This is a genomic window from Azospirillum sp. OGB3, from assembly GCF_014192915.1.
GTDB lineage: Bacteria > Pseudomonadota > Alphaproteobacteria > Azospirillales > Azospirillaceae > Azospirillum.
In genome coordinates this window covers 49,998-75,821 of sequence record NZ_JACHYN010000016.1, presented here as the reverse complement: position 1 = coordinate 75,821, position 25,824 = coordinate 49,998, and the positions used below count along the sequence as shown (strand labels likewise).

Sequence of the window (25,824 nt, the reverse complement as noted above, 5' to 3'; positions counted from 1 at the left end):
GGGGCGGAGCGGCCGCGCGCTGCTGACCGGTCAGAAAGAAAAGACGGTCAGGCGCTCAGGCCGCCCATACTGGACTGCCGTGTCGCCTTGCGGGGAAGAGCTGAACGGGACAGAACCGGAAAGAGTCGGAGACGGGTGAGCCGGCGCCCACCCACAACAACATGAACCATCGTAACCTCCAAGACGCCGCCTTGCTTAAGGGACGGTCGGGGATCACGCGTTACGTCGTTGCATAACCACATCTCGAAAAGGACGAGGGGCGGGCCAGCGGCACGTGCGCTTGCGAGTTGCGGTTACATAGATCGAACGGGCCGCCTTTTAAAGTGAAAAATGCGACTGGGCGCAAAAAAGTAGCAAGCGTTACGCAAAGGTAAAAATAGGGAGGAATAACATGGACTTGAGTACGGCCATTCCGGTCTGGGACATGGCGGCCCGGCTGGCCGCGGCGGCGGTTTGCGGGGCGGCGCTGGGACTCGACCGCGAGATCCGGGGCAAGGCGGCGGGGCTGCGCACCCACACGTTGGTGTCCATCAGCGCGGCGGTGACCACCCTGGTTGCGCTGGAGCTTTACTGGGGCATGGCCGGGAAGGGGAACGGCGGGGGCGACATGGATCCCACCCGCGTCATCCAGGGCATCGCCCAGGCCATCGGCTTCATCAGCGCCGGGGTGATGTTCCGCGCCGGGGCCACGGTGCGCGGTGCGACCACCGCGGCGCTGATCTGGATGGCCGGCGCTCTGGGCATCGCCTGCGGGGCCGGCTTCTACCTGCTGGCGGGGATGGCGCTGGCGCTCTGCCTCGGCGTCACCATCGTCTTCTCCTACGCCCTGCGCTGGATTCCGGACTCGGTCAAGCGCGAGGACTGACCAGGAACCGGTGGGCCAGCGCGGCGCCAAGCGCGACCAGCCCGATCGCCGTCATCATGGGAAGCTGGCTGTCCGCATGGGTGTGGCCGAGCGCCACGCCGATCAGCGCCGCCACGGTCATCTGCACGAAGCCGACCAGCGAGGAGGCCAGCCCGGCCATCATCGGGTAGGGGCCGACCGCCCCGGCCATGGCGTTGGGCAGGGTGAGCCCGGCGCCCAGCAGGAAGAGGAAGACCGGGGCGATGACCGCCGCCAGATGCAGCACCCCGCCCAGCGCCAGCCCCACCCCCAGCAGCCCGCCGGCCAGCGAGACCGCCGTGCCGGTGCGGATCATCCGCGGCCCGCCCAGCCGCACGCTCAGCCGCCCGGCCAGGAAGGAACCCACCGCGTAGCCCAGCACCACCGCACCGAAGCTCGCCCCGAACTGCGCGGGCGTCAGGTGCAGCCGCCCGATCAGCACGAAGCTGGACCCGGAGATGAAGGCGAAGATGCCGCTGTAGGCGAAGGCAACCGTCAGCATCTGCCCGACGAAGCCGCGGTCGCGCAGCAGCAGCGCGTAGTTGGCGAGCAGCCGGCCGGGCTGAAGCGCCGTCTCGTCGCGGTTGGCGTTGGTCTCGCCCATCAGGGTCCAGGTGGCGACCAGGATCAGCGCGGCGAAGCCGGTCAGCAGCAGGAAGTTGCTCCGCCAGCCGAACCACTCCGTCAGGACGCCGCCCAGGATGGGACCGGCGGCGGGGGCCAGGGTCATCGCCATCGCCATATAGGCCAGGACGGTCGCCGCCCGGTCGCGCCCGAAGACGTCGCGCACCACCGCCCGCGCCACCACCGGGCCGCAGCAGGCGCCGAGCGCCTGGAAGAAGCGCGCGGCGATCAGCGTCTCGATGTCGTCGGTCAGCGCGCAGGCCGCACTCGCCACCAGATAGATGAGGATGCCGCCGAGCAGGGCTGGCCGCCGCCCGAAGCGGTCGGACACCGGTCCGTAGACGAGCTGCGACACCGCGAAGCCGGCGAGGAAGACCGACAGGGTAAGCTGCACCGTGGCGATGTCCGTGCCGAACACGGTGACCAAGGTGGGCAGGGAGGGCAGGTAAAGGTCTGTGGACAGCGGGCCGAAGGCGACGAGCGCCGTCAGCAGCACGCGGACGGTCAGGGAATCGGGACGGGGCATGGAGAGAGAGCCGGGCCGGGGACGGTGGGAGTGGCGCACTCTAGCAGAGGCTTCGCGCGACCCCGTCACGGCGTTTCGGCATGACCGTCATTTGCAGGTGAAACCATTCCCGTCCCCTCACAGCCCCCCTCGCCGTACCGCAGCAGCCGCGCGCCGTTGGCCTTCAGCCAGAGGCGGGGCGTGCGCACGTCGCCGGTCAACTGCGCGCACAGCGTCCAGAAGCGCTGGGAGTGGTTCATCTCGCGCAGATGCGCCACCTCGTGTCCCACCACGTAATCAAGCACCGACTCCGGTGTCAGGATCAGCCGCCAGGAGAAGGAGAGGCGCCCGGTGGCCGAGCAGCTTCCCCAGCGGCTTTTGGTGTCGCGCACGGTGACGGCGGCGACCCGCGCGCCGATCAGCGCGGCCTTGGCGCGTGACCGCTCGGCCAGTTCGCGCCGCGCCTCCGCCATCAGGAAGTCGCGCACCCGGCGGGCGACATGCTCCGCCCGGCCGCCGACCAGGATCGCGCCGTCCTCGCGCCGGGTCGCCCCGCGCAGGTCCGGGCTGTGCCGGATGACATGGTCGGCGCCCAGATAGGGCACCACCGCCCCGTCCGCGAAGGGAAGCTGCGGCGGCAGGGCGGCCAGCCGTGCCCGCACCCAGCCGTCGTGCCGGCCGACGAAGCGCAGCGCCTCCGCCTCCGGAACGCCCACCGGGATCACCACCTGGATCAGCCCGCGCCCGGCGTCCACCCGCAGGGTCATCCGGCGGGCGCGGGCGCTTTCCCGCAGTTCCAGGGGCACGGGCAGGCCGGCGACCGCCAGGGCGCGCGGGGCCTTCGGGCGTGAAGCCGGGGGTTTGGAGGGGTGGGATTTGCGGCGGAAAAGCATACCTGACTTATAGCCCGCATGGCCCGCCGGGGCCAATGGGACCGTTCTTCTTCGCATTCAAACGGAATTTGTCCCAAGTGAGTTTTGCATGTGATATTTGACTCGGATGGGCAAGTGGCCGGATAAATGTGCTCTAATCTCAGTTTTTGCGGTGAAGTTGTGGCCGAGTATACCCAGAAGAACTCAACCGAAGGTCATATGACCGATCGTGCGATCTGGCTTGAGGCTCTGGTCTCCGCCAACGGCGCCGCTCACGCTCTGCTTGGGCTGGACGCGCGGCTTCTCGTGGTCAACCAGGCTTTTGCCGCGGCTTTCGGCCGCCTGCCGGAGGAAGCGGACGGCAAGGAGCTGACCGAGCTGGGCGTTCCAGCGGCCATCGTGTCCCAGGTGGAGGCGCAGGTCCGTCGCGTCGTCCTCACCGGAACCCCGGTGTCGGCCTTCGGCCTGCTGCCCCGGGGCGAAATGGTGCTGAGCCCGGTGCGCGACGCGGACGGGGTGATCACCGCGGTCGCCGCCATCGCCGACGCCAACGCCGCCGCCCTGGCCGCCGCCCGTGCCGAGGCCGAGCGGGCGCGGGCCGAGACCGAGCGGGTCCGCCAGGAGGCCGAGACGGGGCGCACCGCCATCGGGCGCTTCCTGTCGGCGGCCAGCCACGACCTGCGCCAGCCCTTCCAGGCCATGCATCTCTTCCACCATCTGCTGATGGGCCGCCTGACCGATCCCGGCGCGCGCGATCTCGGCGAGAAGCTGGAGATGTCGATCGAGGCGGCCGAGGGGCTGCTGCGTGCCCTGCTGGACGTGTCGAAGCTGGAGGCCGGGCTGGTCCGGATGCAGGTGCAGACCTTCCCCATCGACGAGACGCTGGGCCGCCTGCTCAACGAGTTCGCGCCGGAGGCCGACGCCAAGGCCCTGCGCTTCAACGTCCGCCCCACGGACGCGGAGGTGAGCACCGACCCGGTCCTGCTGGAGCAGCTTCTGCGCCCGATCCTGTCCAACGCCCTGCGCTTCACCGAGTCGGGCGGCGTGCTGCTGGCGGCGCGCCGACGCGGCGCTGCGCTGCGCATTGAGGTGTGGGACACTGGCCTCGGCATCGCCCCCGCCGACCAGTCGGCGATCTTCGACGACTTCCGCCAGCTCGGCAACCCGAACCGCGACCGCCGGCACGGGCTGGGGCTCGGCCTTGCCATTGTGCGGCGTCTCGCGACGCTGCTGGGCCTGCCGGTCTCGCTGCGCTCGGTGCCCGGCAAGGGCTCCGTCTTCGCGGTGGACGTCCCGCTGGCGGCGGAGAGCGCCGCGGAACTGCCGGTCGAGAGCAGCAGCGCGGCGTGACGGGGCGGGGAGCCGCCTTTCCTCCTTCCCACCGAACGAACAGAGAGCGCCGTCCTCGCTTGCGCTCGCCGACCCGTCCATCGGCGCCGCGCCGGGCGTCGATGGAGCGCGCATACTTCCTCCGAAGGCCGGGGCCGTTCACGGCCCGCCGGCCCCGGCGTCATGGTCTGGGTGCGCCACGGGCGCGGCCTGGGATCGGAGGGAAGCATGCATCGCAAAGCAGGGTGCCGGCTGGCCGGTTGTCTGGCGGGGATGACGATGGCTGCCTTCGTCGTCCTGCCCGTCGCCGCGCAGACGACGAGCTTGGACTGGGACCAGCGCGGCTGCGTCTTCGGTCCCCGGCCCGGGCTGGACCGGCTGGTGTCCGGCTACAACCCCGGCGCGCAGCCCTATTATTGCCCGCCGCCCGCCGCGCTGTATCCCGCGCCGCCGGTCGCGGCCCCGGCGGCGTCGCTCTATCTGTCGGCGCCGAGCCGCTCCTACTGCCTGCTGCGCTCCTCCGGCCTGATGGGGGACAGCCTGTCGCAACTCGCCGGCTCCCTGTGCCGCGGCGACAACGCACTCTGGGCGCTTGCCCAAAGTTGGCACCCCGAGAGATGACGTAAGGGTGATAGTCCGTACTGATACGTACGGCTGATTGACAGCCTCCCCCTCTGTCCTTAAGGCTTGCAAAAAAGAAACACTCATACGGGGAGGAAAACCATCGATGTCGGCGCAGCACCCGTCACCATCCTAAGTCCCGTTCCGTGCCCCACGCAGGACCGACGTTGCAACCGCCAGGAGCGGATGCGGCGCGCCTCTGCGCGCGCGTTCCGGACACGTCATCAAATCTTCACAAGACCGACGCGGGACCGCAACCCGCGCCCTGCATGTCAGCACATCACGCAATCGATTGGTTCCAGGGAGAGACCACCATGCTGACCCGCCGCAAGCTCGCCGTCTCGACGGCCGCCTTCGCGCTCGCCGCCGGCTTCACCGGCGCCGCCCACGCCCAGCAGAAGACCGTCGTCGAATTCTGGCACGGCCTGCCCCAGCCGCTCGGCGGCCAGCTCGAGCAGGTGGTGAAGGGCTTCAACGACAGCCAGGACAAGGTCCAGGTCAACCCGACCTTCAAGGGCAGCTATCCGGAGACGATGCAGGCGGCCATCGCCGCCTTCCGCGCCGGCAACGCCCCGCACGTCGTGCAGATGTTCGAGGTCGGCACCGCCACCATGCTGTCCGCCGGCCCGGCCATCAAGCCGGTGCACCAGCTGATGAGCGAGACGGGATCGGGCCTCGACGCCGCGGCCTACATCCCGGCGGTCCGGGGCTATTACAGCTCCAAGGACGGCAAGATGATGGCCCTGCCGTTCAACAGCTCCACCACAATCACCTTCTACAACAAGGACGCCTTCCAGAAGGCCGGGCTCGACCCCAACAAGCCGCCGGCGACCTGGCCCGAGGTGGCCGACGCGGCGCGCAAGCTGAAGGCGGCGGGCGTGACCTGCCCGATGACCTTCTCCTGGCCGACCTGGACCCAGTTCGAGCAGGTCGGCGCGCTGCACGACAAGCCCTTCGCGTCGGAGGCCAACGGATTCGGCGGGCTGAACGCCACGCTGAAGATCAACGACCCGTTCTTCGTGAAGCATCTCCAGACGCTGATTGACCTGCAGAAGGAAGGCGCGCTGCGCTACGGCGGCCGCGACAACGCTGCGGACTCGCTGTTCCCGTCGGGTGAATGCGCGATGATCCAGGCCTCGTCGGGCCTGCGCGGGCGCATCGTCAAGGAGGCCAAGTTCAACTGGGGCGCCGCGCCGCTGCCCTACTGGCCGGACGCCATTTCCTCGCCGAAGAACTCGATCATCGGCGGCGCCTCCTTCTGGGTGATGACCTCGCCCAAGCGCACCGCCGACGAGTACAAGGCCGTGGCCGCCTTCTTCAGCTACCTCGCCCGTCCGGAGGTGGACGCCAAGTGGCACATGGACACCGGCTACGTCCCGGTGACGCTCCAGGGCTTCGAACTGGCAAAGAAGGAAGGCTTCTATGACAAGAACCCCGGCGCCGAGGTGCCGGCGGAGCAGCTGACCCGCACCGCCACCACGGAGAACACCATGGGGCTGCGGCTGGGCAACCTGCCGGAAATCCGCAACATCATCCAGGAGGAGATGGAAAAGGCATTCCAGGGCCAGCAGACCGCCCAGCAGGCGCTGGACAACGCGGTGAAGCGCGGCGACACGGTCCTGCGCAACTTCGAGCGCGCCAACAAGAACTGAGTGGTTCTGTGGCTTATCCCCTCTCCCGTCCCGGGAGAGGGTGCCCGCGAAGCGGGCGGGTGAGGGTCGATCGAGGATCAAGGAACCCATCCTTGCCGGCACCCTCACCCTTCCACCGCTTCGCGGCGGGTCCCTCCCTCTCCCCGGAGGGGAGAGGGTTGAAAGGGATTCCATGCAACGTCGCGTGATTTTCGACAACAAGGCGCTGCCCTACCTGCTGCTGGCGCCGCAGGTGGCGGTGACGCTGATCTTCTTCATCTGGCCGGCGGCGCAGGCGCTGTGGCAGTCGGTGCATCTCCAGGACGCCTTCGGGCTGCGCAGCCAGTTCGTCGGGCTGGAGAATTTCCAGGCGGTGCTGAGCGACCCGAACTATCTGGAGACGGTCAAGACCACCATCATCTTCAGCGCGTCGGTGACCATCCTGTCGCTGGCTTCCGCGCTGGGCCTGGCGGTGACGGCCGATTCGAAGATCCGGGCGTCGTCGGCCTACAAGACGCTGCTGATCTGGCCCTACGCGCTGGCGCCCGCGGTGGCGGCGGTGCTGTGGATGTTCATCTTCAACCCGGACATCGGCATCCTGGGCCGCGCGCTGAACAACCTCGGCTACGCCTGGGACTACCGGCTGAACGACGGACAGGCGCTGACCATGGTCATCCTGGCGGCGAGCTGGAAGCAGGTCTCCTACAACTTCATCTTCTTCCTGGCGGGCCTGCAGGCCATCCCGCGCTCCGTGCTGGAGGCGGCGAGCATCGACGGGGCGGGGGCGGTGCGCCGCTTCTGGACGATCACCTTCCCGCTGCTGTCGCCGACCACCTTCTTCCTGCTGGTGGTGAACATCGTCTACGCCTTCTTCGAGACCTTCGGCACGATCCACGCCCTGACCCACGGTGGGCCGGGCAAGGCGACCGAGACACTGATCTTCCGCGTCTACCAGGACGGCGTGGTCAACCACGACCTCGGCGGTTCCTCGGCGCAGTCGGTGATCCTGATGGTCATCGTCATCGCGCTGACCGCCATCCAGTTCCGCTTCGTCGAGCGCAAGGTGCATTACTCATGAATCCCGACCGCGCCACTCCGCGCTCCGGCGGGCGCCTGATGGACATGGTCCCGCACCTGATCCTGATGATGGGCGTCCTGATCTTCGCCTTCCCGATCTACGTGACGGTCATCGGCTCGACCTGGGACGCCGCCACCATCGGACGCGGCAACCTGCCGCTGACGCCCGGCGGGGAGATGCTGAACAACTACGCCTCGGCCTGGAGCGAGTCGCAGGGCAACCGCGTCATGCACACGCCCGTGCGCATCATGATGTGGAACAGCCTCGTCATGGCGCTGGTCATCGCGCTGGGCAAGATCGCCATCTCGATCATCTCGGCCTACGCGGTGGCCTTCTTCCGCTTCCCGCTGCGCATGGTCTTCTTCTGGATGATCTTCATCACGCTGATGCTGCCGGTCGAGGTGCGCATCATCCCGACCTACGAGGTGGTGGCCAACCTCGGCCTGATCGACAGCTACGCCGGGCTGACCATCCCGCTGATCGCCTCGGCGACGGCGACGCTGCTGTTCCGGCAGTTCTTCCTGACCATTCCGGACGAACTGGTGGAGGCCGCGAAGATCGACGGGGCGGGGGCGCTGCGCTTCTTCGTGGACGTGGTGCTGCCGCTGTCGCGCACCAACATCGCGGCGCTGTTCGTGATCCTCTTCATCTACGGCTGGAACCAGTATCTCTGGCCGCTGCTGATCACCAACAGCGCGGAGATGGAGACGGTGGTCATCGGCATCACCAAGATGATCGGCAACGGCGAGGCCGCGACCGACTGGAACCTCATTATGGCGACGACGGTGCTGGCCATGCTGCCGCCGGTGGCGGTGGTCGTGCTGATGCAGCGCTGGTTCGTCAAAGGCCTTGTGGACAGCGAGAAATAAGAAATGGCAACGGTCGATCTGAATCGGGTCCGCAAGTCCTACGGCGCCGTCGAGGCCATCAAGGGCATCGACATCAGCGTCGCGGACGGGGAGTTCCTCGTGCTGCTCGGCCCCTCGGGCTGCGGCAAATCCACGCTGCTGCGCATGGTCGCCGGGCTGGAGAGCATCACCGGCGGCGAGATCGCCATCGGCGGGCGGGTGGTCAACGGGCTGGAGCCCAAGGACCGCGACATCGCCATGGTGTTCCAGAACTACGCGCTCTACCCGCACATGAGCGTGTTCGACAACATGGCCTACGGGCTGAAGATCCGCGGCCTGCCCAAGACGGAGATCCAGGCGCGGGTGGCGAAAGCCGCTGAGATCCTGGAGCTTGGCCGCTTCCTCGACCGCCGGCCCAGCCAGCTTTCGGGCGGGCAGCGGCAACGCGTCGCCATGGGCCGCGCCATCGTGCGCGAGCCCGCCGCCTTCCTGTTCGACGAGCCGCTGTCCAACCTGGACGCCAAGCTGCGCACCCAGATGCGCGTCGAGATCAAGCGGCTCCAGGACCGTCTGGGCATCACCAGCCTCTATGTGACGCACGACCAGGTGGAGGCGATGACACTCGCCGACCGCATCCTGGTGATGAACCACGGGGTGGCCGAGCAGGTCGGCACGCCGCTGGAGGTCTACCAGCGCCCGGCCAGCCTGTTCGTGGCCGGCTTCATCGGCTCGCCGCCGATGAACATCCTGGACGCTCGCTTCGACGGCGCCGGTCGGTCGGTGGCGCTGCCCGGCGGCACCGCCTTCCTCCTGCCGCGCCCGCGCCCCGACATGGCCGGGCAACCGGTCAAGCTGGGGGTGCGGCCCGAGCATCTCGCCGTCACCCCCAGCGACGGGCCGCTGATCGTCACGGTCGATCTGGTGGAGGCGCTGGGCGCCGACACGGTGGTCTACGGCCGCCTGCCGGACGGCGAGGCGCTGGTGGTCCGGGTCGCCGGCCTGCCGTCCTGCCGCGAGGGCGAGACCCTGCGCGTCGGCGCGGCGCCCGACGCCCTGCACCTGTTCGACGCGGAGAGCGGGCGGCGTTTGCCGGATTGAGCGGGTCCGGATCGAGCGTGGCGGCGCTGTTGCATTCGCCGCCGCCCCGTGCCTCCCTGCCGATCCGTCATGTCCCGTCAAAAAAGGATAAGAAACGCCATGAAGCTCTTCCTGAAGCCGGGCGCCTGCTCGCTGTCGCCGCACATCGTCCTGCGCGAAAGCGGCTTGGCCTTCGACGCTGCGGTCGTCGACCTCGCCACGAAGAAGCTGGAGGACGGCGGCGATTTCCTGGCCGTCAACCCGAAGGGCCAAGTGCCGACGCTGGCCTTCGACGACGGCGCCATCCTGACCGAGGGGGCGGCGATCGTTCAGTATGTCGCCGACCGCGTGCCGGAGACCGGTCTGCTGCCGGCCGTCGGGACAATGGAGCGCTACCGCGTGCTGGAGTGGCTGAACTTCATCGGCACGGAGTTGCACAAGACCTTCAGCCCGCTGTTCCGCCCCACCACGCCGGACGCCTTCAAGGACATCGCCAAGCAGGCGCTGACGGCCAAGTTCGCGGTCGTTGAGGCCGGGCTGGCCGGCAAGGACTATCTGACCGGCGACCGCTTCACGGTGGCCGACGCCTATGGGTTCACGGTGCTGCGCTGGGCACCGCGGGTCGGCCTGCCTCTGGACGGCTACCCGAACATCACCGCCTACATGGCCCGCGTCGCCAAGCGTCCGGCTGTGGCGGCGGCGCTGGCGGCGGAAGGGATCGCCTGACTCACCTGTTCGATCCCGAGACAGGCTGGTGATTGCCCGAGTAGACTGCTCGGGCAATCACCAGCAGGGAGGGGGCGAAGACCCCGACGAGCATGAGTGCAACCGACCGCAAACCCGTTCCGCCCTTCCACCTCGCCTTCCCCGTCCGCGACAAGGAGGAGGCGCGCGCCTTCTACGCCGGCCTGCTGGGCTGCGGTGTGGGGCGGGAATCCGACCGTTGGATCGACTTCGACCTGTACGGCCATCAGGTGGTGGCCCATGTGACCGAGGAGGCCGGGACCCGCGCCACCAACCCGGTCGATGGCGAGGACGTGCCGGCCAGCCATTTCGGCGTGATCCTGGATTGGGACGACTGGCACGCGCTGGCCGACAAGCTGAAGGCGGAGGGAATGAAATTCCTCATCGAGCCGCAGATCCGCTTCAAAGGCCAGGCGGGCGAGCAGGCCACCATGTTCTTCCTCGACCCGAGCGGGAACGCCCTGGAGTTCAAGAGCTTCCAGGACATGGGGCAGATTTTCGCGCGGTGATGGACGCGTAGGGACGGTTTGTCTTTCAAGAGAGCATTGGCCCTCCCCCTCACCGGGTGGAGGGCCTTTTCCTGTCGATCCGCACCCTCCACCCCGTTCTGTTCGTGTATCAATAGAAACACGGATGAAAGGCGCAGGGCCGGGTGTATCTTTTGCTGCTCCAGTTTTTGCTTTGCTTTTGATTAGATAGATAAGTAATGAAGTTAATGCTTTCGTGTGTATTTTATTGTTGTTGACTGTTTGTTGTCTCCATGACAGATCTCGTTTTGAGAGCATTTCAGGTGTTGCGTTCAACCACATGCTGTTGTGTGCATGGGCGAGCGCAGCTGAAGGGCCTCTGTTCGGAAAACATGATCGACCGACCCGGTGAACGCTGCGCGGTCGACCAAACAAGAAAACCTTCCGAACATTCATTCGACGATGCATAAAATAAGTGGGGATTCGACATGAGCGTCATCAATGGAACGTCCGCGTCCGAAGTGATCGATCTGCGGGGATTGGTCCCCGGACCGTACGAGACCGCCAACGGCTCCGCGGCGGGTGCCGGCAACGACACCGTGTATGGCAGCAGCTATCCTGACGTGATCCAGGGGGGGAGCGGCGCCGATCTCCTCTACGGTTTCAATGGAAACGACATTCTGGTCGGCGACGACGGCAACGACACGCTGTATGGCGGCAACGGGAGCGACAGCCTTCTGGCCAGTTCGGGGAACGATCACCTGCTGGGCGAAGCCGGTGACGACACGCTGTATGGCGGGGCGGGCAACGACGTCTATTATCATTCGGCGAATGGCGGCGTCGATCTCATCAACGATGACAAGTCGGAAGCCGGAATGCCGGGCTATGGCGGCGGAACGTCCGACGTCGTGTACTTCACCGATGTGACGATGGCGAACCTCGCCTTCTTCCGTCCGACGGGAAGCAACGACCTGTGGATCTCCAGTGTGGCCGATTTCAGCGATGGCTATCTGAATGATGGCGTGATCATCCAGGACTTCTATCTGGGTGGCAACAACACCATCGAGTATCTGTACAGCTCCGACTCTTACGCAGTCAATCTGACGACGCTGCTCTGACCGGTCCATCATCACCAAACGGCAAAGCCGCCGCGGCCATCGCGGCGGCTTTTCTTCGATGGGCAAGGAAATGGTTCGACGCCATCGGCATTTCTTTCACCCTCGCTGGGAAAATTCGGCCCTGCGCATCCGGTTCAGCCGCCCTCTTCCGCTGCGGCGGTTGCCTGCGATCAGGCGCCGCCAGTGATGGCATGGAAACTGCTAAGGGGCAAGTTGCCGAAGGGAAGAGAGAGATCAACCAGGAGGTGTTTTATGAGCAGCCTGTCCGTTTCCGCGCCGGGATATGGCCCGTCAGGCGCGTACGCACTGAACGGTGGCGGGGTCACCCGCTTTTCGGCGGCGACCAAGGCCACGCCGGAGATGATGGCACGGGTCGGGGTCGGCGATTCCGCCTTTCAACAGCAGATGAGGATCGCCGGTGATCCCAACGCCGTGGACCCGGCGGTCGCGGCGCGCAGCCGCGCCGTGCAGGCCCACACCGTGTTTCGGCAGGGCGGTCAGGTCGTCGCCGCCGTTTGGCGGGACGGTCAGACGCAGATGAGCAACGGGCTTGCGTCGCGGCTCGACTGGACCGCGCTGGAGCGGCAGACCGCCGCCATGTCCGAAGCGCAGCGGCGGGACGTGATCGCCGCGGCCATCGCCAAACAGCTCGGCGGGACCGTCCAGGTCCAGCGCTACGGCGACAGCGGTACGGCGCCGACGCGTGGCGCGGTGATCGACGAACAGGCCGCGGCGAATCGGGCAGCGGACTGGGCGGTGCGCGGCGGGCGATGATCCCGCCGCGCATCGAACAGACTTTATTTAGGCCGCGGACCGCTTGCTCCCGCCCGGCTGGCCGCCGTGCGGGGCGGGGCGGCGGTTGTGGCGGTTCTGCTGGTTGGCCGAAGCCTTGGCCTTCAGCGGCTGGTCGCCGGCGGCGCCGGCAACCCGTGCGCCCTGCGGCACCGGCGGCTTCGCGCCGTGGGCCTTCGGCGCCTGCGGCTTCTGGCCCTGCGGCTTGTTGCCGCCCGCCTGCTGCTGCGGCTGGCCGCGGCCTGGACGGGGCTGCTTGGGCGCCGGCTTCGGCGGCTTGGCGGAAGAGGCGTGGATCGCCGCCACCACCGACGCGTGGTAGGGGTGGTCGTGGTCGGCCGGGACCGGCTGGCGGATGGTCTTCTCGATGGCCTTCAGATAGGCCACCTCCTCCGCGTCGCAGAAGGACACCGCGCTGCCGTCGGTGCCGGCGCGGGCGGTGCGGCCGATGCGGTGGACGTAGCTTTCCGGCTCGTTCGGCAGGTCAAAGTTGATGACGTGCGTGATGCCGTCGATGTCGATGCCGCGCGCCGCGATGTCGGTCGCCACCAGCGCCTTCAGGTCGCCGCTGCGGAAGGATTCAAGAGCGCGCACGCGGGCCGACTGCGACTTGTCGCCGTGGATCGCGTCGGCCGGGACGCCGGCCTTCTTCAGATGGTCGGCGATGCGGTCGGCGCCGTGCTTGGTGCGGGCGAAGACGATCGTCCGCTCCATGGCGCCCTCCTGGAGGAGGTCGGCGAGCAGGCGGCGCTTGTCGGCGCGGTCCACGAACAGCACGCGCTGGGCGATGCGCTCCACCGTGGTGGACTGGGGCGCCACCTCGATCCGCTCGGCGTCGGTCAGGATGCTGTGCGCCAGCTCGACCACGGCTTCCGGCATGGTGGCGGAGAACAGCAGGGTCTGGCGCTGCTTCGGCAGAACCGCGACCACCTTCCGCACGTCGCGGATGAAGCCCATGTCGAGCATGCGGTCGGCCTCGTCCAGGACGAAGATCTCGATCTGGTCGAGCACGCATTGCTTCTGGGCCATCAGGTCGAGCAGGCGGCCCGGCGTCGCCACCAGCACGTCGGTGCCGCGGGCGAGCGCCGCGACCTGCGGGCTCTGCCCGACACCGCCGTGGATCACCGTGCGGCGGATCGGCAGGTGCCGGCCGTAGGTGCGGAAGCTCTCGCCGATCTGCAGCGCCAGCTCGCGCGTCGGCGTCAGGATCAGCGTGCGCGGCGCCTTGGCCTGCACGCGCTTCTTGTTCTGGAACAGCCGCTGCAGGATCGGCAGGGTGAAGGCGGCGGTCTTGCCGGTGCCGGTCTGGGCGAGGCCGAGCACGTCGCGGCCTTCCAGAAGAACGGGGATGGCGCCGGCCTGGATCGGCGTGGCGGTCTGGTAACCCTCTTCGGCGACGGCGCGCAGAAGGGGCTCGATCAGGCCGAGGCCACTGAATTCGGTCATACGGGGAGGGTCCTGGTCACGTGAACAGAGGCTGCACCTGGGCCGTGCCCGGACTTTTCCGGGGCGGCGTGGCTTGGGGCGCTCCGCCGCGGGAGTGCGCGGAGCCATCAATTCACCGTGGGAAGGCGCAAGCGGCGCCGGTACCGGGACGACGAGGAGCCGGCAGCCCCAAAGCAAAATCGACCGACCACACATAGGGGGTGGGGCGGCTTTTGGCAAGCAAACAAGGACCTTGGCCCGGTTCCGGACCGGAAATGTCCCTGGGCCGGGCGGCGGGTTCGGGGGACGGTTGGGGATGGCGGAGCGTGCTGCGGCGATGGGTGAGGCATTTTGACGCGTGAATTCCCGGACAAAAAAACGGGGTATAGGATTGCGAATGAATTTCAGTATTATGATGGGCGCTGCAGCATGGCGCCCCGGATCGCGGGACACGGCGCCGCAACGGATGGCAAAAGGCGGTGGGGCAATGACGTCGCGTCTCGAATCCTTGTGCCTGGAAAAGGGGCTGAAGATGACCGGCCAGCGCCGGGTCATTTCCCAGGTCCTGTCGGAGTCGGACGACCATCCCGACGTGGAGGAGGTCCATCGCCGCGCCGTGCTGATCGACCCGCGAATCTCCATCGCCACGGTCTACCGCACCATGCGCCTTCTCGAAGACGCGCAGGTGATCGAGAAGGTGGATCTGGGCGACGGCCGCGCCCGCTATGAAGAGGCGTCCACCGATCATCACCACCACCTGATCGACACGCGCAGCGGGCGGATCGTCGAGTTCGCCAGCCCGGAGCTGGAGGCGCTGAAGGAGCGCATCGCGCGGGAACTGGGCTACCGCATCGTCGGTCACCGGCTGGAGATCTACGGCGTTCCGCTCGACGGCGTTTCCATCGACGGCGGCGACGCGCTGGATGACAATTCTGGGAAAAGCGGGGAGCGTCGATGAAAAGCATGCGCTGGCTGACGATCGATCCCTACCCGACGGTGAGCCTGAATTGCCGCGACGCGGTCCAGCGCTGCTACGCCGGCCTGTGCGACTGCGGCCAGCCGGAGCGCTACGCGCTGGAGGCGGCGGTGACCGTCTTTCGCTACCACCATCCCGAAACCCCGCCCTTCCAGGCGGAAACCATCGTCAGCCAATGGGTGGCCGGTCCGGTCCGCCACTGACCGCAGCGCAATGATCGCCGCCCACTGATCGCCGCCCACTGACCGGCGCCCGCCCCGTCACCAGCGCCGCCGCTTGCGCTCCAGCGTGTCGGGGGCGAAGTCCTCGGGCCGCAGGGTTTTGGCGAAGTCCGGCGGAGCGAGCTGGTTGTCGAGGCCGTTCACCACATAGCGGTCGCCGGTGAGGTCGTAGGTGATCTCCAGCGCCGGAGCGAAGACGGGCACCTGGGGATAGGCGACGCCGTGCGCCTCCGCGTAGCGGACCAGATCGCCCTTGGCGTCGTAATGGTCGGCCATGACGATCTGCCAGGAATCCTCGTCCAGATAATAGGTGCGCTCCGGCAGGGCGTGGCGGAAATTGGGCTTGACCCGTGCCTCGACGATCCACACCCGGTGCATCTCGTAGCGCAGGAATTGCGGGTTGGGGTGGCCCAGCCACAGGAAATCCACGGGTGCCAGGCCGGGGGCGTTCATCCGGCTGGCGTTGTAGGGCACATACATCTCCCGCCGGGTCACCAGCGCGAAATCGAACCGGTCCAGCGGGCCGCTGAACATGTCCAGCATGTCGGCGGTGCGGATGCCGCCGCTGGCCGGGTCCGGCGTGTCGTAGACGAAGTCGGGCGCGCGCACGGGCTTGCCGGTTTCTCCCTGGCGGAACCAGGCGGAGAAGCCGGCCTGGATCGGGTTCAGCGTGCCGTGCAGCAAAAGGGTGGTTCCGGCCTCCGCCTTGGGCATCAGGGTGGTGCGGCGGTAATGGAAGGGGCGGCCGCCGTCGATTCCGGCGGCGTAGCTGGACTGCCAATCCTCACGATAGACCGCCGCGGTGTAAATGCCGCCGGCCTCCGGCAGGACGGTGGCGCCGGTGCGGCTGAATGAATTGCCGCGCCAGCGCAGGATGTGGTTCCACATCGCCTGCACGCCGTTGGCCGGGATGGGGAAGGGCACGCCCATCCGCGCCCCGCTGAGCGCCAGACCGTTCTCGCCGAGCTTGGCGCGCCTGGCGTTCGCGATCGATTCGTCGTAGACGCGCTGAGGGGCGGCGGCGCTGCGGCGGCTGAGAAAGACCGGGATCTCGAAAGACGGGTGTTTGCTCAGCATCTCCTGAAGGCCGCCGGACAGGCGGACCTTGTAGCGGTCGAGATCCGCCGGGCGCACGGTGAACCAGCGCCCATCCTCGTCGTAGGGATCGGGCAACGGAGTGCCCGGCGTCCAGCCGTCGGGCGCCTGGGTCAGCCCGCCCTTCCAGGCTGGAATGGCCCGCGTCCGGCTGGCGCCGCGCACCGCACCGAAGGGGGTCAGCTCCTCCCCCAGGGTGGGAACCTTCTCCTGCGCGGCGATCGGGGCGGCGTAGGGAAGCACCGGCAGGGAAAGCAGCAGGCTGGAGAACTGGCGACGGTTCATGCGCGTCTCGCGGCGTGGCGGGTCGTGGGGACGATACCCCAACTGGACGCCGGTTCGAACGGACAAAGGCTGTTTTGGGGACTTCAGGGGGGCGAAGCGGTGGCGATGAAGCGCTCGACCTCCCGCATCGCCTGTTCCAGGGCCGCGGCCAGCGCGATCACCCGCTCCCAGGGGGCGTCCTGCATCACCGCCTGCTCCAGCGCCTGCGCCGCGTCGCCGAGCGGTGTCGCCCCGGCGTTGCGGGAGCAGCCCTTGAGGTTGTGGGCACCAGCGCGGATCGCCGTTGCGTTCCGCGCGGCGACGGCGTCGGCGACCTCGTCGGCGATGTGGCGGCCGATGCCGAGGAAATCGTTCAGCAATTCCTCCATCAGCGCCCGGTCGTCGTCGCAGAGCCGGCGCAGCACATCCACGTTGATGGGGGGCAGGTCGATCGGCGGTAGGTCGATCGGCGGGTTCTCCAATGGCTGGGAGGAGAGGCGCGGCGTTGCCTGGTCCGACATCGGAGGCGGCAGGAAGCGGGACAGCGCGGCGTCGAGCTTCATCAAGTCCAGGGGCTTGCTCAATGCCTCGTCCATGCCGGCGGCGCGGTAGCTCTCGATGTCCGCCGGGGCGGCGTTGGCGGTCAGGGCGACGATCGGCAGATGGGCGCCGGTGGCGCGTTCCGCCGCGCGGATGCGCCGGGTCAGTTCGAACCCGTCCACCTCGGGCATCTGGATGTCGGTCAGCAGCAGGGCATAGCGCCGCCGCCCCAGCACGGCCAGAGCCTCGGCCCCGCCGTTGGTCAGCTCCGCCGTGTGGCCCAGCGAGGCCAGTTGCATCTGCAGAACCTTCCGGTTGATGGCGTTGTCCTCCGCCACCAGGATCAGACGCCCGAGGGCCTCCGCCTCGGCGATGGCGCGCTCCGGACTCAGCGGGGCCGGGGCGCGGAGCCCCTCGGACAGCGGGACTTCGGCTGGAGCGGTGTCCGCCATGATGCGCCCGGCCGCCTCCGCCACCGCGCGAACCAGCGGCGCGCGGCGGACCGGGCGGCTCACCGGGACCGATTCGTCGGTGGGGCGGCCGCCGTGGGCCGTCGGGTCCTGCAGCAGCACCGTCGGCACCCGCGGTTCCCCGATGCGGCGCCCCAGCAATTGCGGCGCCCGGGCGGCCGCGGGGGTGTGCAGCGCCTCGTCCACCACGACGACGTTCAGCGCTCCGTTGTCTTCGCGGGCCGTCCGGGCCTGCGCGGCCAGGGCACCGGGTTCCCCGGCGGCCAGCACCCGCGCCCCGGCGGCCTCCAGATAGTCGGCGACGATCCGGCGCTCCGTCGTTTCCGGCAGGCCGACGAGCACGGTCAGACCGGCAAGATCCGGCTCCGCGATTGCCGGGGGAGCCAGGACCGAGGGGGCTTCGGGTGGGGCGTGCTCCGCCACGGCGCCCAGCGTTAGCTCCACCCAGAAGGTCGAGCCCACCCCCGGCGCGCTCTCCACCCCGATCGCCCCACCCATCAGTGTGACCAGCCGCCGGCTGATCGACAGGCCCAGCCCGGTGCCTCCGAAGCGCCGTGCGGTCGAGCTTTCCGCCTGGGTGAAGGGCTGAAAGAGCTGGCGGCGCGCCGTCTCGGAAATGCCGATGCCGGTGTCCGCCACCTCGATGCGCAGCCGGGTGCCGCCCTGGCTGTTGCCGTCCGTCCTGGCGGCCAGGGTGGCCTGCACCACGATCCGCCCGCGCTCGGTGAACTTGATGGCGTTGCCGCACAGGTTGAACAGGATCTGGCGCAGCCGCACCGGATCGCCGGTCAGCGCCGGCGGGAGCGCCGGGTCCACATAGGTCAGCAGCGCCAGCCCCTTGGCCCGCGCCGCCGGGGCCAGCGTCTCGGCCACCCCTTCGACCAGGGCGGGGATGGAGACGGGCACCTGCTCCAGGTCCATTTTGCCGGCTTCGATCTTCGAGAAGTCGAGGATGTCGTCGATGATCCGCAGCAGCGAGGTCGCCGATTCCCGCATGGTCGCCACGGTGTCGCGCTGCCCGCCGTCCAGCGGCGTGCGCTCCAACAGCTCCAGCATGCCCAGCACGCCGTTCATCGGGGTGCGGATCTCGTGGCTCATGGTGGCGAGGAAGGCGGACTTGGCGGTGGTCGTCTGCTCGGCCTGCTCCTTGGCCTGTTCCATCCGGCGCTCGGCCAGCTTGCGCCGCGTGATGTCGTAGACCCAGGCAAGATGGACCGGGCGACCGTCGAGCAGAGTCGGGTCCACCGACACCAGCGCCCAGAAGACGGAGCCGTCGGCCCGCCGCACCCGCACCTCGGCGTCGCGCAGCGAGCGGCGGAAGAAGGTCCAGTGCGTCTCGTGCGCCTCGGTGTTGTCCGGCTCGATGAACAGGTCGGCGATGGAGACGCCGAGCAGCCGCTCCTTTGGCACGCCCAGCAGATGGACCAGCCGGTCGTTGCACATCACGAGGACGCCGTCGTGGGTGTAGGCGCAGACGCCGACCGGGCTCGACTCCAGGATGGCGCGCATCTGCTCGCGGCCCTGCCGCAGCTCGTGCGTGCGTTCGGCCACCTTGGTCTCGATGAAGCGGATGTGGTCGTAGGCACGCAGCGCTGCGATCACCGCGGTGAACAGCCCCTCCGCCGACAGGTCGGCCTTCGACTTGTAATCGTTGATGTCGCAGCCGACGATCACGTCGCGCTGCGGCGCCTGCCCCGGCTGGCCGGTGCGCAGGATGATGCGGACGTCGAGGTTGCCCAGAGCGCCGCGAATCCAGCGAACCAGCGTCAGCCCGGCGTCCTCCTCCTCCATCACCACGTCCAGCAGGATGACGGCGATGTCCCGGCGGGTGCGCAGCACGGCGCGGGCCTCGGCGGCGGAGCGGCACCCGATCAGCTCCAGCCGGCGCCCCTGGAATTCCACATCGTCCAGCAGGAGGGCGGTCATGGAATGGACATCGTCCTCGTCGTCCACCACCAGGACGGGCCAAGGCGGGGTCTCGTCCCCATGCTCGCCCTCTTCGTCGGCGAACAGGATCTCGTCGTCGGCGCCGGGCATGATCGGTTCGTTGGTCATGCTGCGCTCTCCGGGGGGCCGGCCATCCGGGGCGCCGTCACGGGAACCCGCAGGAGGAAGCTGGTGCCCCCGCCTGTGAGGGCGTTGGGAGCCGGGCTGTCCACCGAGATCCGGCCGCCCAGGGATTGAGTCACCAAGTTGAAGACGATGTGAAGGCCGAGGCCGCTGCCCCCGGTGCCGCGTTTGGTCGTGAAGAAGGGTTCGAACACCTTGGGCAGATTGGCCGGGGCGATGCCGACACCGTCGTCGGAGAAGCGGATGTCCAATTCGCCGTCCGGCAGTTCCTCCACGGTCAGCGCCATGGCGCCCTCGCGGCCGTCGGGGAAAGCGTGGGTCAGCGCGTTGATGACCAGATTGGTGATGACCTGGCTGAGCGCGCCGGGGTAGCCGTCCATGGTGATGCCGTCCGGGCAGGCGACGGTCATCCGGTGCGGGCTCTTGCGCAGGCGCGGCCCCAAGGAGGTGATGATCTCGTCCAGGTAGGAGCGCAGGTCGAAGCGGCGGCGTTCCTGGCTGGTCTGGTCCACGGCGACGCGCTTGAAGCTCTGGATCAGCTCCGCCGCGCGGGTCAGGTTCTGCTCGATCAGGCGCGAGGATTCCCCCGCCGCCGCCACATAGGCGGTCAGGTCGGACTTCTTCAGGGCGCCCTTCGCGAAAGCCTCGGTCAGCGTCCGCGTCTTCGACGCCAGATGGGTGGAGCAGCTGTAGGCGATGCCCACCGGCGTGTTGATCTCGTGCGCGACGCCGGCCACCAGCAGGGCGAGCGAGGCCATCTTCTCCGCCTGGACGAGGCTGTCCTGCGTCTCCTTGAGGTCGGCGTAGGCGGTCTCCAGCGCCTCCATGGCGTGGAACACCTCCTCGGCGGAGCGCGCTTCCACCGTCACGTCGGTGAAGGTGCGGACGAAGCCGCCCTCCGGCAGGGGGTTGGACCGCACCTCGATGATCGTGCCGTCGGGGCGCCGCCGCTTGAAGGCGAAGGGCTGGTCGGGGACCACGGCGGTCTCGTCCAGCTCCAGGTCGGGGTCGATGCTGAAATCCTCGAAGGCGCCCTGGGCACGCTGGAGCCGAATGATCTCGGGAAACAGCGGGTTGCCGGCCAGGAAGGCCGCCGGCACGTCGAGAAGCTCCGCCGCGCGGCGGTTGGACATGACGACCCGCAGGTTGCGGTCCACCATGATGATGCCCTGGTCGGTGTTGTCGAGCGTGATCTGAAGGACGTTCCGCTCGCGCGCCAGATCCCGTTGGGCCTGCATGCGCTCGGTCACGTCGGACATCGTGCCGGTCAGGCGGACCGCCGTTCCCTCGCCGTCGCGCAGGGCGGTCGCGCGGTCCTCGATCCAGCGCCAGCCGCCGTCGCGGCGGCGCATCCGGTAGACGGTGGCGTGGGCGCTGTCCTTGTCGCGCACGCGGCTGCGGGATTCCGCGATGACCCGCTGCCGCTCCTCCGGATGGATCAAAGACTCCCAGGTCTGCGCGGTCATCGCCAGCTCCGCCGGGCCGTAGCCGAGCAGCGCGGGGAACTCCTTCGACCACCAGTACTGGCCGGTCCGCAGATCGTAATCCCAGACCGAGGAGCGGGTGGCGGCGATGGCCAGCCCCAGCCGCTCCTCGCTCTGGCGCAGGGCGGCCTCCTCCTCGTCCAGCCGGGCCAGCATGCCGTTATAGGCGGCGATCACCCGTCCCAGCTCGTCGGCCGACGACCACTGCACGCGCCGGCGCAGATGCTCCTGCTCCGCCGTACGGATCGACGCGATCAGCCGGCCCAGCGGCACGCCGATGGTCAGCCGGTGGGCGGTCAGCGCGGTGATCAACGTGCCGACGAGCATCAGCAGCAGGAGCCACAGCGTGTTGACCATCTCCTGCCGGATCTGCTCGTCCACCGGGGCGTAGCTGAAATGGAGCGTCAGCGTGCCGAGCCGGCGGTTCTGCATCTGGATCGGACGGCGCACCGTCTCGCGCCCGGCGACGGGGCGGCAGTCGGCGTCGGGCCACGCGAAACGGCCGTCGGCCAGCTCGTCGGCCACCTCGATGCACAGAAGCTCGCGGTTGACGGAGATCGCCTGGATGATGTTGCGGACGGCCGGAACGTCGACCGCCCACAGGCTGGAGGACAAGGCGACGGCGTTGATCTCCGCGATGGCCTCGATCCGGTCGCGCAGGGCGCCGCGCAGGTCCTTGTACTTGCCGTAGAAGAAGATCGAGGAGAAGCCCAGCGTGGTCAGCATCAGGATGGGAATCAAAATCAGCAGGAACTTCGCCGACACCGTCGGCACCGTCTTCCACGCCTGCTCGAACACCGTCATGAAGGGATATCCCGCTGCGGGGGCGCATGACCGGGGCAGACCGGCGGCATGGCGCCGCCTTCACCGGTCATGCGGTTGTACTATCAACCATTGCCGTCCGTCTATGGTGTGAGTGTCGTGAAAATTCCCTCTATGATCGACAAAATTTGCGAGATGTATACTTGTTGCTTGAGGGGTTGTCGGCCTTGCACTACTGTTCGCGGGAGCCGCTTGCGCGGTGCAACACAAGAGGATGTCATGAATTTCCAGGTCCGCCGTTCCTCCGAAGCCATCGAGGTGCTGTTGAGCGGCCGGTTGGAATTCACCGACCACGACAGCCTCCCCGACATCGTGGAACTGCTGAACGGGGAGGGCACGCGCCGTTTCGTCCTCGACATGGACGGGCTGACCTTCATCGACTCCGCTGGGATCGGCATGCTGCTGATCCTTCAGGACGAGTCGGAGCAGCGCAACATCAAGCTGGTTCTCCGCAAGCTGAAAGGCGATGTTCTGCGCTCCATCGACTTGGCGCGGATCGGCGAAGTCGTCACGATTGAACGGTGAGCGGGCGATGGACGGTTCCCCCGCCTGCCTTCCTCCCGGTCCAGCCGGCGCCGTACGACCTTTCAGCGTGGTGCGGGATCGCGTTCCGGCGGAGATCGCCGCGCGGGTCGCGGCGCGCTTCGGCGTGAACGAAGCGGTTGGCGGTGCCGCCGCCGCGGTGCTGCTGGCCCAGGCCGACCGGGACATCCTGCGCGGCGCCTTCGGGCTCGACCGCTTCCTGACGGTGGAACTGACGGAGCGGGAAGAGGGGACCGGCGCCATCGACGCCGACTGGCTGGGCGCCCCGCCGGTGGAGCGGGGATTCTACCTGTCGCTGACCACCGGCACGGCCTATGGCCTGCAATGCGCGGTTCTGGTTTGCGACGAACTGACCCGGCGCGGTGTGCTGACGCCGGAGCGGCGCGGCAACGTCGAACTGTGCCTGCACGAGGCCGTCGCCAACGCCATCGTCCACGGCAATCTGGGCATTCCCAGCGCGACGAAGGAACAGCCGGAGGGCTACCGCCTGTTCAGCCGGCTGCTGCGCGAACGGCTGGGCGACGGCGCTGTGCGGCAGCGGCGGATCGACATTTTCGCGCGCTGGAGCGCTGACAGCCTGTCCATCGCGGTGGTGGACCAAGGCAATGGGTTCGACGCGGCCGCCCTGCCGGAAGACACCGAGAGCGGCGCCCATTCCGGCCGCGGCTTCGTGTTCATGCGGGCGCTGGCCCGGCGCATCCGCGTGACCGACGGCGGGCGCTGCACCCTGCTGCAATTCGACCTGTGACGGCCGGGCGGGTCCGCGCATGCCCATTTCGCTCGCCGCCAGCCGTGTCCTGATCGTTGACGACAACGAGTTCAACAGGAAGTCGCTGGCCCTGATGATCCGTCGTGCCGGGCTGACCCAGATCGAGGTCGCCGAGAACGGCGTGGAAGGACTGCGCAAGGTGGAGAGCTTCCGCCCCGATCTGGTCCTGCTCGACGTCAGCATGCCGGTGATGGACGGGCTGGAGATGTGCCGGCGCCTGCGCGAGCGGCTGACCCACGAGGAACTGCCGATCCTGTTCCAGACCGCACTGGACAGCGACGAGGAGCAGGTCCGCTGCTTCGAGGCCGGCGGCAGCGACTTCATCTCCAAGCCGATCAAGCCCGGCGAGTGCGTCGCCCGCGTCCGCCACCAGCTCGAAAAGCGCAAGCTGTTCACCGACCTCGCCAATTTCCGTGGGCGGGTGGAGCGGGAGCTGAAGCACGCCAAGGCGATGCAGCTCTCCCTGCTGCCCGAGCCGAAGGAGCTGAAGGCGGTCGCTGAGCGGTACGAGCTGGTGCTGGACGCCCATTTCGAAACCTCGTCGGAGCTGGGCGGCGATTTCTGGAACGTTTATCCGCTGGACAGTCACCGCGTCGCCTTCCTGATGGTCGATTTCGCCGGGCACGGCATCACCGCCGCCATCAACACCTTCCGTCTGCACACGCTGATCGACCGCTTCCCCATGCAGCATGTGCCGCCCTCGGAATGGCTGGCCGGGCTGAACCAGGCGCTGAAGGAGGTGCTGCCGGTCGGGCAGTTCGCCACCGCCTTCTTCGGCATCCTGGACCTGCACACCGACACGCTGACCTACGCCTCGGCCGGGGCGCCGAATCCGGTGGTGGGGATCGCCGGGGAGCTTCGGCTGCTCGATTCGGCGGGGCTGGTGCTGGGCGCGTCGCGCCGTGCCGTCTATGCCGACCGCAGCCTGCGCCTGCCGCGCGGCGGCTGCCTGTTCCTCTACAGCGACGCGCTGATCGAATGCAGCGGCCCGGACAACGAGCCGCTCGGCCAGGACGGGGTGCCCGGCCTGCTGCGCGGGGCCATGGCCGCCAACCGCGCCCGCCCGCTGGGGCCGCTGCTGGAGCGCTTCTACGCCCGCACGAGCCTGCCGCTGCGTGACGACCTGACCGCCGTGTGGATCGCCCGCCGGGCGTAAAGCCCAGAAACAGGAAAGGCCGCCGCGGTGGTCCGCGGCGGCCCTTTTGCCTGATGCTTCCGGGGAGAGGCGCCGTTACGCCTGCGTCTCGGACGCGGCGTAGCGGCGGCGGACCCACAGCACGCTCTTCACGGCGAAGAGCGTGACGCCGATGCCCAGCGCGATGAGCAGGAGGATCTTCGGGCCGTTCTCGCCGATGGCGGCGGCGGCCTCGCCGAACAGATAGCCGGCCCCGGCGAAGCTCCAGGCCCAGATGCCGGCGGCGATGAAGTTCCAGAACAGGAACTTGCGCCAGGGCATTCGGGACGTGCCGACGGCGACCGAGGCGATGTTGCGCACCCCGTAGAGGAAGCGGAAGGCCAGGATGAAGCCGACCCCGTAGACCTCCAGCCAATGCAGGACGCGGGAGGCTCGGGCCTCCGCCGCCGGAAAGCGGGCCAGAGCCTTGCCGCCCCATTTGCGGCCGATCCAGAAATAGCACTGGTCGCCCATGAAGCTGCCGATCCAGACGGCGGCCACCAGCCAGTAAAGGTTGATGATCCCCAGATGCGCGCCCATCCCACCGAAAATCACGAAGGTCTCGCCTTCGAAGAAGGCCCATATGAAGGCCAGGGGATAGAAGGCATCGCCCCAATCCTGGAGCCAGGTCATCCAGTCCAAATCACCCTCCCCGCGGGTCGTTCCTCTTGGGCTCGGACCGTCGGCGGCGCGCCAGGGAAACGCAGGCGCGGCCTTTGGTCAGGCTGCGGACACATCATTGCACATAAATGCGTGTCTTGTCGCGCAATCATTCCCGAATCGGGGGGAGGAAACCGCACAAAGTTGGGGTACGAAACGATCTATTGCGGAGGGATTATTTTGTTTCCTGACGCGTATTCTGTGAATCGGTCAGTGTTCATGACGTGGTCAGCCGTCCTCGCCAGACAATTCGCCGACCGCCTGCCGGGCGGCGCGCAGCAGCAGGGGGTTCGGCTCGGACGGACCGTCCTCTTCTCCCTCCTCTTCCCAGGCCCCCGGAGCGGCGCGGCGCTTCAACTCGCGTGCGGCTTCGATCAGCAGATGGGCCAGCTTCTGATCGGGCAAAGCCTGCGCCAGCGCCCGCAGCTCTGCGTTGGTCAAGGCGGCGGGGTCGAAGTCGGCGCGCGGCGCCATCGGGACGGGCGGCGGCGGGACGAGCGCGAGGGTCATCGGTGGCGGCGCCGACGGTGACGGAACGTCCTCCCGCACCACGTCGACGGCCACCGGCGCCGCCACGCTGGCGGCACGGGACCGGCGCGCCGGTTTGCGCGCCCGCTCCGTCTCGGGCAGGCTGTCGAACAGGAGAGGTTGCGTGCTCATCCGGTCACCCGCGATCCGTTCACCGCTAGTTTGCGAAGTGTTCTCTTTTCATTCTAGAGAAC

General features: G+C 68.2%; 24 protein-coding genes. 16 read left to right on the top strand and 8 right to left on the bottom strand.

Annotated features, from left to right (window positions below; all coding sequences use genetic code 11):
- Positions 1 to 391: 391 nt before the first annotated feature.
- On the top strand, positions 392 to 865 hold the full coding sequence (locus FHW79_RS25235; protein WP_183181447.1) for an MgtC/SapB family protein: 474 nt from the start codon (positions 392 to 394) through the stop codon (positions 863 to 865).
- Here the strand turns inward: FHW79_RS25235 and FHW79_RS25230 are convergent.
- Positions 849 to 2,033, bottom strand: coding sequence for a multidrug effflux MFS transporter (locus FHW79_RS25230; protein WP_183181446.1), 1,185 nt, complete (start codon positions 2,031 to 2,033; stop codon positions 849 to 851). The two genes, FHW79_RS25235 and FHW79_RS25230, sit on opposite strands and share 17 nt — an antisense overlap.
- Before the next feature lie 65 nt (positions 2,034 to 2,098).
- Positions 2,099 to 2,905 (bottom strand): SprT family zinc-dependent metalloprotease, encoded by an 807-nt coding sequence (locus tag FHW79_RS25225; RefSeq protein WP_183181445.1) that lies wholly within the window; start codon positions 2,903 to 2,905, stop codon positions 2,099 to 2,101.
- Positions 2,906 to 3,103: 198 nt separating this feature from the next.
- On the opposite strand from FHW79_RS25225, the gene FHW79_RS25220 reads away from it, so the two are divergent.
- The 10 genes from FHW79_RS25220 to FHW79_RS25175 all read left to right on the top strand — a co-directional run bounded on the left by FHW79_RS25220 (position 3,104) and on the right by FHW79_RS25175 (position 12,571).
- Complete coding sequence (locus FHW79_RS25220) at positions 3,104 to 4,234, top strand: PAS domain-containing sensor histidine kinase (RefSeq protein ID WP_183181444.1); 1,131 nt, start codon at positions 3,104 to 3,106, stop codon at positions 4,232 to 4,234.
- 207 nt (positions 4,235 to 4,441) lie between these two features.
- Positions 4,442 to 4,834: a hypothetical protein gene (locus FHW79_RS25215; protein WP_183181443.1), complete on the top strand. Its 393-nt coding sequence runs from the start codon at positions 4,442 to 4,444 to the stop codon at positions 4,832 to 4,834.
- Between the two features lie 314 nt (positions 4,835 to 5,148).
- Positions 5,149 to 6,486, top strand: a complete 1,338-nt coding sequence (gene ugpB / locus FHW79_RS25210; protein WP_183181442.1) for a sn-glycerol-3-phosphate ABC transporter substrate-binding protein UgpB — start codon at positions 5,149 to 5,151, stop codon at positions 6,484 to 6,486.
- A 172-nt stretch (positions 6,487 to 6,658) separates the two neighbouring features.
- Positions 6,659 to 7,543 carry a sn-glycerol-3-phosphate ABC transporter permease UgpA gene (gene ugpA, locus FHW79_RS25205; protein WP_183181441.1) on the top strand — a complete coding sequence of 295 codons (885 nt, stop codon included), beginning with the start codon at positions 6,659 to 6,661 and terminating at the stop codon, positions 7,541 to 7,543.
- Positions 7,540 to 8,412, top strand: a complete 873-nt coding sequence (gene ugpE / locus FHW79_RS25200) for a sn-glycerol-3-phosphate ABC transporter permease UgpE (RefSeq protein ID WP_183181440.1) — start codon at positions 7,540 to 7,542, stop codon at positions 8,410 to 8,412. The genes ugpA and ugpE overlap by 4 nt, the downstream gene beginning before the upstream one ends.
- 3 nt (positions 8,413 to 8,415) lie before the next feature.
- Positions 8,416 to 9,489, top strand: a complete 1,074-nt coding sequence (locus tag FHW79_RS25195; protein ID WP_183181439.1) for a sn-glycerol-3-phosphate import ATP-binding protein UgpC — start codon at positions 8,416 to 8,418, stop codon at positions 9,487 to 9,489.
- Between the two features lie 99 nt (positions 9,490 to 9,588).
- Positions 9,589 to 10,194 (top strand): glutathione transferase GstA, encoded by a 606-nt coding sequence (gstA, locus tag FHW79_RS25190; protein WP_183181438.1) that lies wholly within the window; start codon positions 9,589 to 9,591, stop codon positions 10,192 to 10,194.
- Positions 10,195 to 10,286: 92 nt separating this feature from the next.
- The gene (locus FHW79_RS25185) at positions 10,287 to 10,721 is read left to right on the top strand and encodes a VOC family protein (protein WP_183181437.1); all 435 of its coding nucleotides are present in this window, start codon (positions 10,287 to 10,289) and stop codon (positions 10,719 to 10,721) included.
- 446 nt (positions 10,722 to 11,167) lie between these two features.
- Entirely contained in the window at positions 11,168 to 11,797 is a 630-nt protein-coding gene (locus FHW79_RS25180; protein WP_183181436.1) for a calcium-binding protein, read from the top strand.
- A gap of 252 nt (positions 11,798 to 12,049) precedes the next feature.
- On the top strand, positions 12,050 to 12,571 hold the full coding sequence (locus FHW79_RS25175; protein WP_183181435.1) for a hypothetical protein: 522 nt from the start codon (positions 12,050 to 12,052) through the stop codon (positions 12,569 to 12,571).
- Positions 12,572 to 12,598: 27 nt separating this feature from the next.
- On the opposite strand, the gene FHW79_RS25170 is transcribed toward FHW79_RS25175, so the two are convergent.
- Positions 12,599 to 14,035, bottom strand: coding sequence for a DEAD/DEAH box helicase (locus tag FHW79_RS25170; RefSeq protein ID WP_183181434.1), 1,437 nt, complete (start codon positions 14,033 to 14,035; stop codon positions 12,599 to 12,601).
- A 466-nt stretch (positions 14,036 to 14,501) separates the two neighbouring features.
- Between FHW79_RS25170 and FHW79_RS25165 the strand changes: the two genes are divergently transcribed.
- Both FHW79_RS25165 and FHW79_RS25160 read left to right on the top strand, forming a co-directional pair.
- Positions 14,502 to 14,972, top strand: a complete 471-nt coding sequence (locus tag FHW79_RS25165) for a Fur family transcriptional regulator (RefSeq protein WP_247884598.1) — start codon at positions 14,502 to 14,504, stop codon at positions 14,970 to 14,972.
- Positions 14,969 to 15,193 carry a hypothetical protein gene (locus FHW79_RS25160; protein WP_183181433.1) on the top strand — a complete coding sequence of 75 codons (225 nt, stop codon included), beginning with the start codon at positions 14,969 to 14,971 and terminating at the stop codon, positions 15,191 to 15,193. The genes FHW79_RS25165 and FHW79_RS25160 overlap by 4 nt, the downstream gene beginning before the upstream one ends.
- Before the next feature lie 57 nt (positions 15,194 to 15,250).
- Here FHW79_RS25160 and FHW79_RS25155 read toward each other — a convergent pair whose 3' ends face one another.
- The 3 genes from FHW79_RS25155 to FHW79_RS25145 all read right to left on the bottom strand — a co-directional run bounded on the left by FHW79_RS25155 (position 15,251) and on the right by FHW79_RS25145 (position 21,938).
- Complete coding sequence (locus FHW79_RS25155; RefSeq protein WP_183181432.1) at positions 15,251 to 16,591, bottom strand: DUF1329 domain-containing protein; 1,341 nt, start codon at positions 16,589 to 16,591, stop codon at positions 15,251 to 15,253.
- An 83-nt stretch (positions 16,592 to 16,674) separates the two neighbouring features.
- On the bottom strand, positions 16,675 to 19,635 hold the full coding sequence (locus tag FHW79_RS25150) for an ATP-binding protein (RefSeq protein ID WP_183181431.1): 2,961 nt from the start codon (positions 19,633 to 19,635) through the stop codon (positions 16,675 to 16,677).
- Complete coding sequence (locus FHW79_RS25145) at positions 19,632 to 21,938, bottom strand: PAS-domain containing protein (protein ID WP_183181430.1); 2,307 nt, start codon at positions 21,936 to 21,938, stop codon at positions 19,632 to 19,634. The genes FHW79_RS25150 and FHW79_RS25145 overlap by 4 nt, the downstream gene beginning before the upstream one ends.
- A 237-nt stretch (positions 21,939 to 22,175) precedes the next feature.
- Between FHW79_RS25145 and FHW79_RS25140 the strand changes: the two genes are divergently transcribed.
- Genes FHW79_RS25140 through FHW79_RS25130 form a run of 3 tightly spaced genes read left to right on the top strand, consistent with a single transcriptional unit; the run spans position 22,176 to position 24,424 of the window.
- Positions 22,176 to 22,481, top strand: coding sequence for an STAS domain-containing protein (locus tag FHW79_RS25140; RefSeq protein ID WP_183181429.1), 306 nt, complete (start codon positions 22,176 to 22,178; stop codon positions 22,479 to 22,481).
- 7 nt (positions 22,482 to 22,488) lie between these two features.
- A complete protein-coding gene (locus FHW79_RS25135; RefSeq protein WP_183181428.1) occupies positions 22,489 to 23,247 on the top strand; it encodes an ATP-binding protein in 759 nt (252 codons plus the stop codon).
- 19 nt (positions 23,248 to 23,266) lie between these two features.
- Positions 23,267 to 24,424 carry a fused response regulator/phosphatase gene (locus FHW79_RS25130; protein WP_183181427.1) on the top strand — a complete coding sequence of 386 codons (1,158 nt, stop codon included), beginning with the start codon at positions 23,267 to 23,269 and terminating at the stop codon, positions 24,422 to 24,424.
- Positions 24,425 to 24,499: 75 nt separating this feature from the next.
- Here the strand turns inward: FHW79_RS25130 and FHW79_RS25125 are convergent, their stop codons facing one another.
- Positions 24,500 to 25,075, bottom strand: a complete 576-nt coding sequence (locus FHW79_RS25125; RefSeq protein ID WP_247884606.1) for a DedA family protein — start codon at positions 25,073 to 25,075, stop codon at positions 24,500 to 24,502.
- A gap of 255 nt (positions 25,076 to 25,330) precedes the next feature.
- Positions 25,331 to 25,762: a hypothetical protein gene (locus FHW79_RS25120; RefSeq protein ID WP_183181426.1), complete on the bottom strand. Its 432-nt coding sequence runs from the start codon at positions 25,760 to 25,762 to the stop codon at positions 25,331 to 25,333.
- Positions 25,763 to 25,824 lie beyond the last annotated feature (62 nt).

Excerpts from the sequence above, each read along its gene's own strand:
- FHW79_RS25235 (WP_183181447.1), top strand. The coding sequence starts at position 392 with ATGGACTTGAGTACGGCCATTCCGGTCTGGGACATGGCGGCCCGGCTG.
- FHW79_RS25230 (WP_183181446.1), bottom strand. The coding sequence starts at position 2,033 with ATGCCCCGTCCCGATTCCCTGACCGTCCGCGTGCTGCTGACGGCGCTC.
- FHW79_RS25225 (WP_183181445.1), bottom strand. The coding sequence starts at position 2,905 with ATGCTTTTCCGCCGCAAATCCCACCCCTCCAAACCCCCGGCTTCACGC.
- FHW79_RS25220 (WP_183181444.1), top strand. The coding sequence starts at position 3,104 with ATGACCGATCGTGCGATCTGGCTTGAGGCTCTGGTCTCCGCCAACGGC.
- FHW79_RS25215 (WP_183181443.1), top strand. The coding sequence starts at position 4,442 with ATGCATCGCAAAGCAGGGTGCCGGCTGGCCGGTTGTCTGGCGGGGATG.
- ugpB (WP_183181442.1), top strand. The coding sequence starts at position 5,149 with ATGCTGACCCGCCGCAAGCTCGCCGTCTCGACGGCCGCCTTCGCGCTC.
- ugpA (WP_183181441.1), top strand. The coding sequence starts at position 6,659 with ATGCAACGTCGCGTGATTTTCGACAACAAGGCGCTGCCCTACCTGCTG.
- ugpE (WP_183181440.1), top strand. The coding sequence starts at position 7,540 with ATGAATCCCGACCGCGCCACTCCGCGCTCCGGCGGGCGCCTGATGGAC.
- FHW79_RS25195 (WP_183181439.1), top strand. The coding sequence starts at position 8,416 with ATGGCAACGGTCGATCTGAATCGGGTCCGCAAGTCCTACGGCGCCGTC.
- gstA (WP_183181438.1), top strand. The coding sequence starts at position 9,589 with ATGAAGCTCTTCCTGAAGCCGGGCGCCTGCTCGCTGTCGCCGCACATC.
- FHW79_RS25185 (WP_183181437.1), top strand. The coding sequence starts at position 10,287 with ATGAGTGCAACCGACCGCAAACCCGTTCCGCCCTTCCACCTCGCCTTC.
- FHW79_RS25180 (WP_183181436.1), top strand. The coding sequence starts at position 11,168 with ATGAGCGTCATCAATGGAACGTCCGCGTCCGAAGTGATCGATCTGCGG.
- FHW79_RS25175 (WP_183181435.1), top strand. The coding sequence starts at position 12,050 with ATGAGCAGCCTGTCCGTTTCCGCGCCGGGATATGGCCCGTCAGGCGCG.
- FHW79_RS25170 (WP_183181434.1), bottom strand. The coding sequence starts at position 14,035 with ATGACCGAATTCAGTGGCCTCGGCCTGATCGAGCCCCTTCTGCGCGCC.
- FHW79_RS25165 (WP_247884598.1), top strand. The coding sequence starts at position 14,502 with ATGACGTCGCGTCTCGAATCCTTGTGCCTGGAAAAGGGGCTGAAGATG.
- FHW79_RS25160 (WP_183181433.1), top strand. The coding sequence starts at position 14,969 with ATGAAAAGCATGCGCTGGCTGACGATCGATCCCTACCCGACGGTGAGC.
- FHW79_RS25155 (WP_183181432.1), bottom strand. The coding sequence starts at position 16,591 with ATGAACCGTCGCCAGTTCTCCAGCCTGCTGCTTTCCCTGCCGGTGCTT.
- FHW79_RS25150 (WP_183181431.1), bottom strand. The coding sequence starts at position 19,635 with ATGACCAACGAACCGATCATGCCCGGCGCCGACGACGAGATCCTGTTC.
- FHW79_RS25145 (WP_183181430.1), bottom strand. The coding sequence starts at position 21,938 with ATGACGGTGTTCGAGCAGGCGTGGAAGACGGTGCCGACGGTGTCGGCG.
- FHW79_RS25140 (WP_183181429.1), top strand. The coding sequence starts at position 22,176 with ATGAATTTCCAGGTCCGCCGTTCCTCCGAAGCCATCGAGGTGCTGTTG.
- FHW79_RS25135 (WP_183181428.1), top strand. The coding sequence starts at position 22,489 with ATGGACGGTTCCCCCGCCTGCCTTCCTCCCGGTCCAGCCGGCGCCGTA.
- FHW79_RS25130 (WP_183181427.1), top strand. The coding sequence starts at position 23,267 with ATGCCCATTTCGCTCGCCGCCAGCCGTGTCCTGATCGTTGACGACAAC.
- FHW79_RS25125 (WP_247884606.1), bottom strand. The coding sequence starts at position 25,075 with ATGACCTGGCTCCAGGATTGGGGCGATGCCTTCTATCCCCTGGCCTTC.
- FHW79_RS25120 (WP_183181426.1), bottom strand. The coding sequence starts at position 25,762 with ATGAGCACGCAACCTCTCCTGTTCGACAGCCTGCCCGAGACGGAGCGG.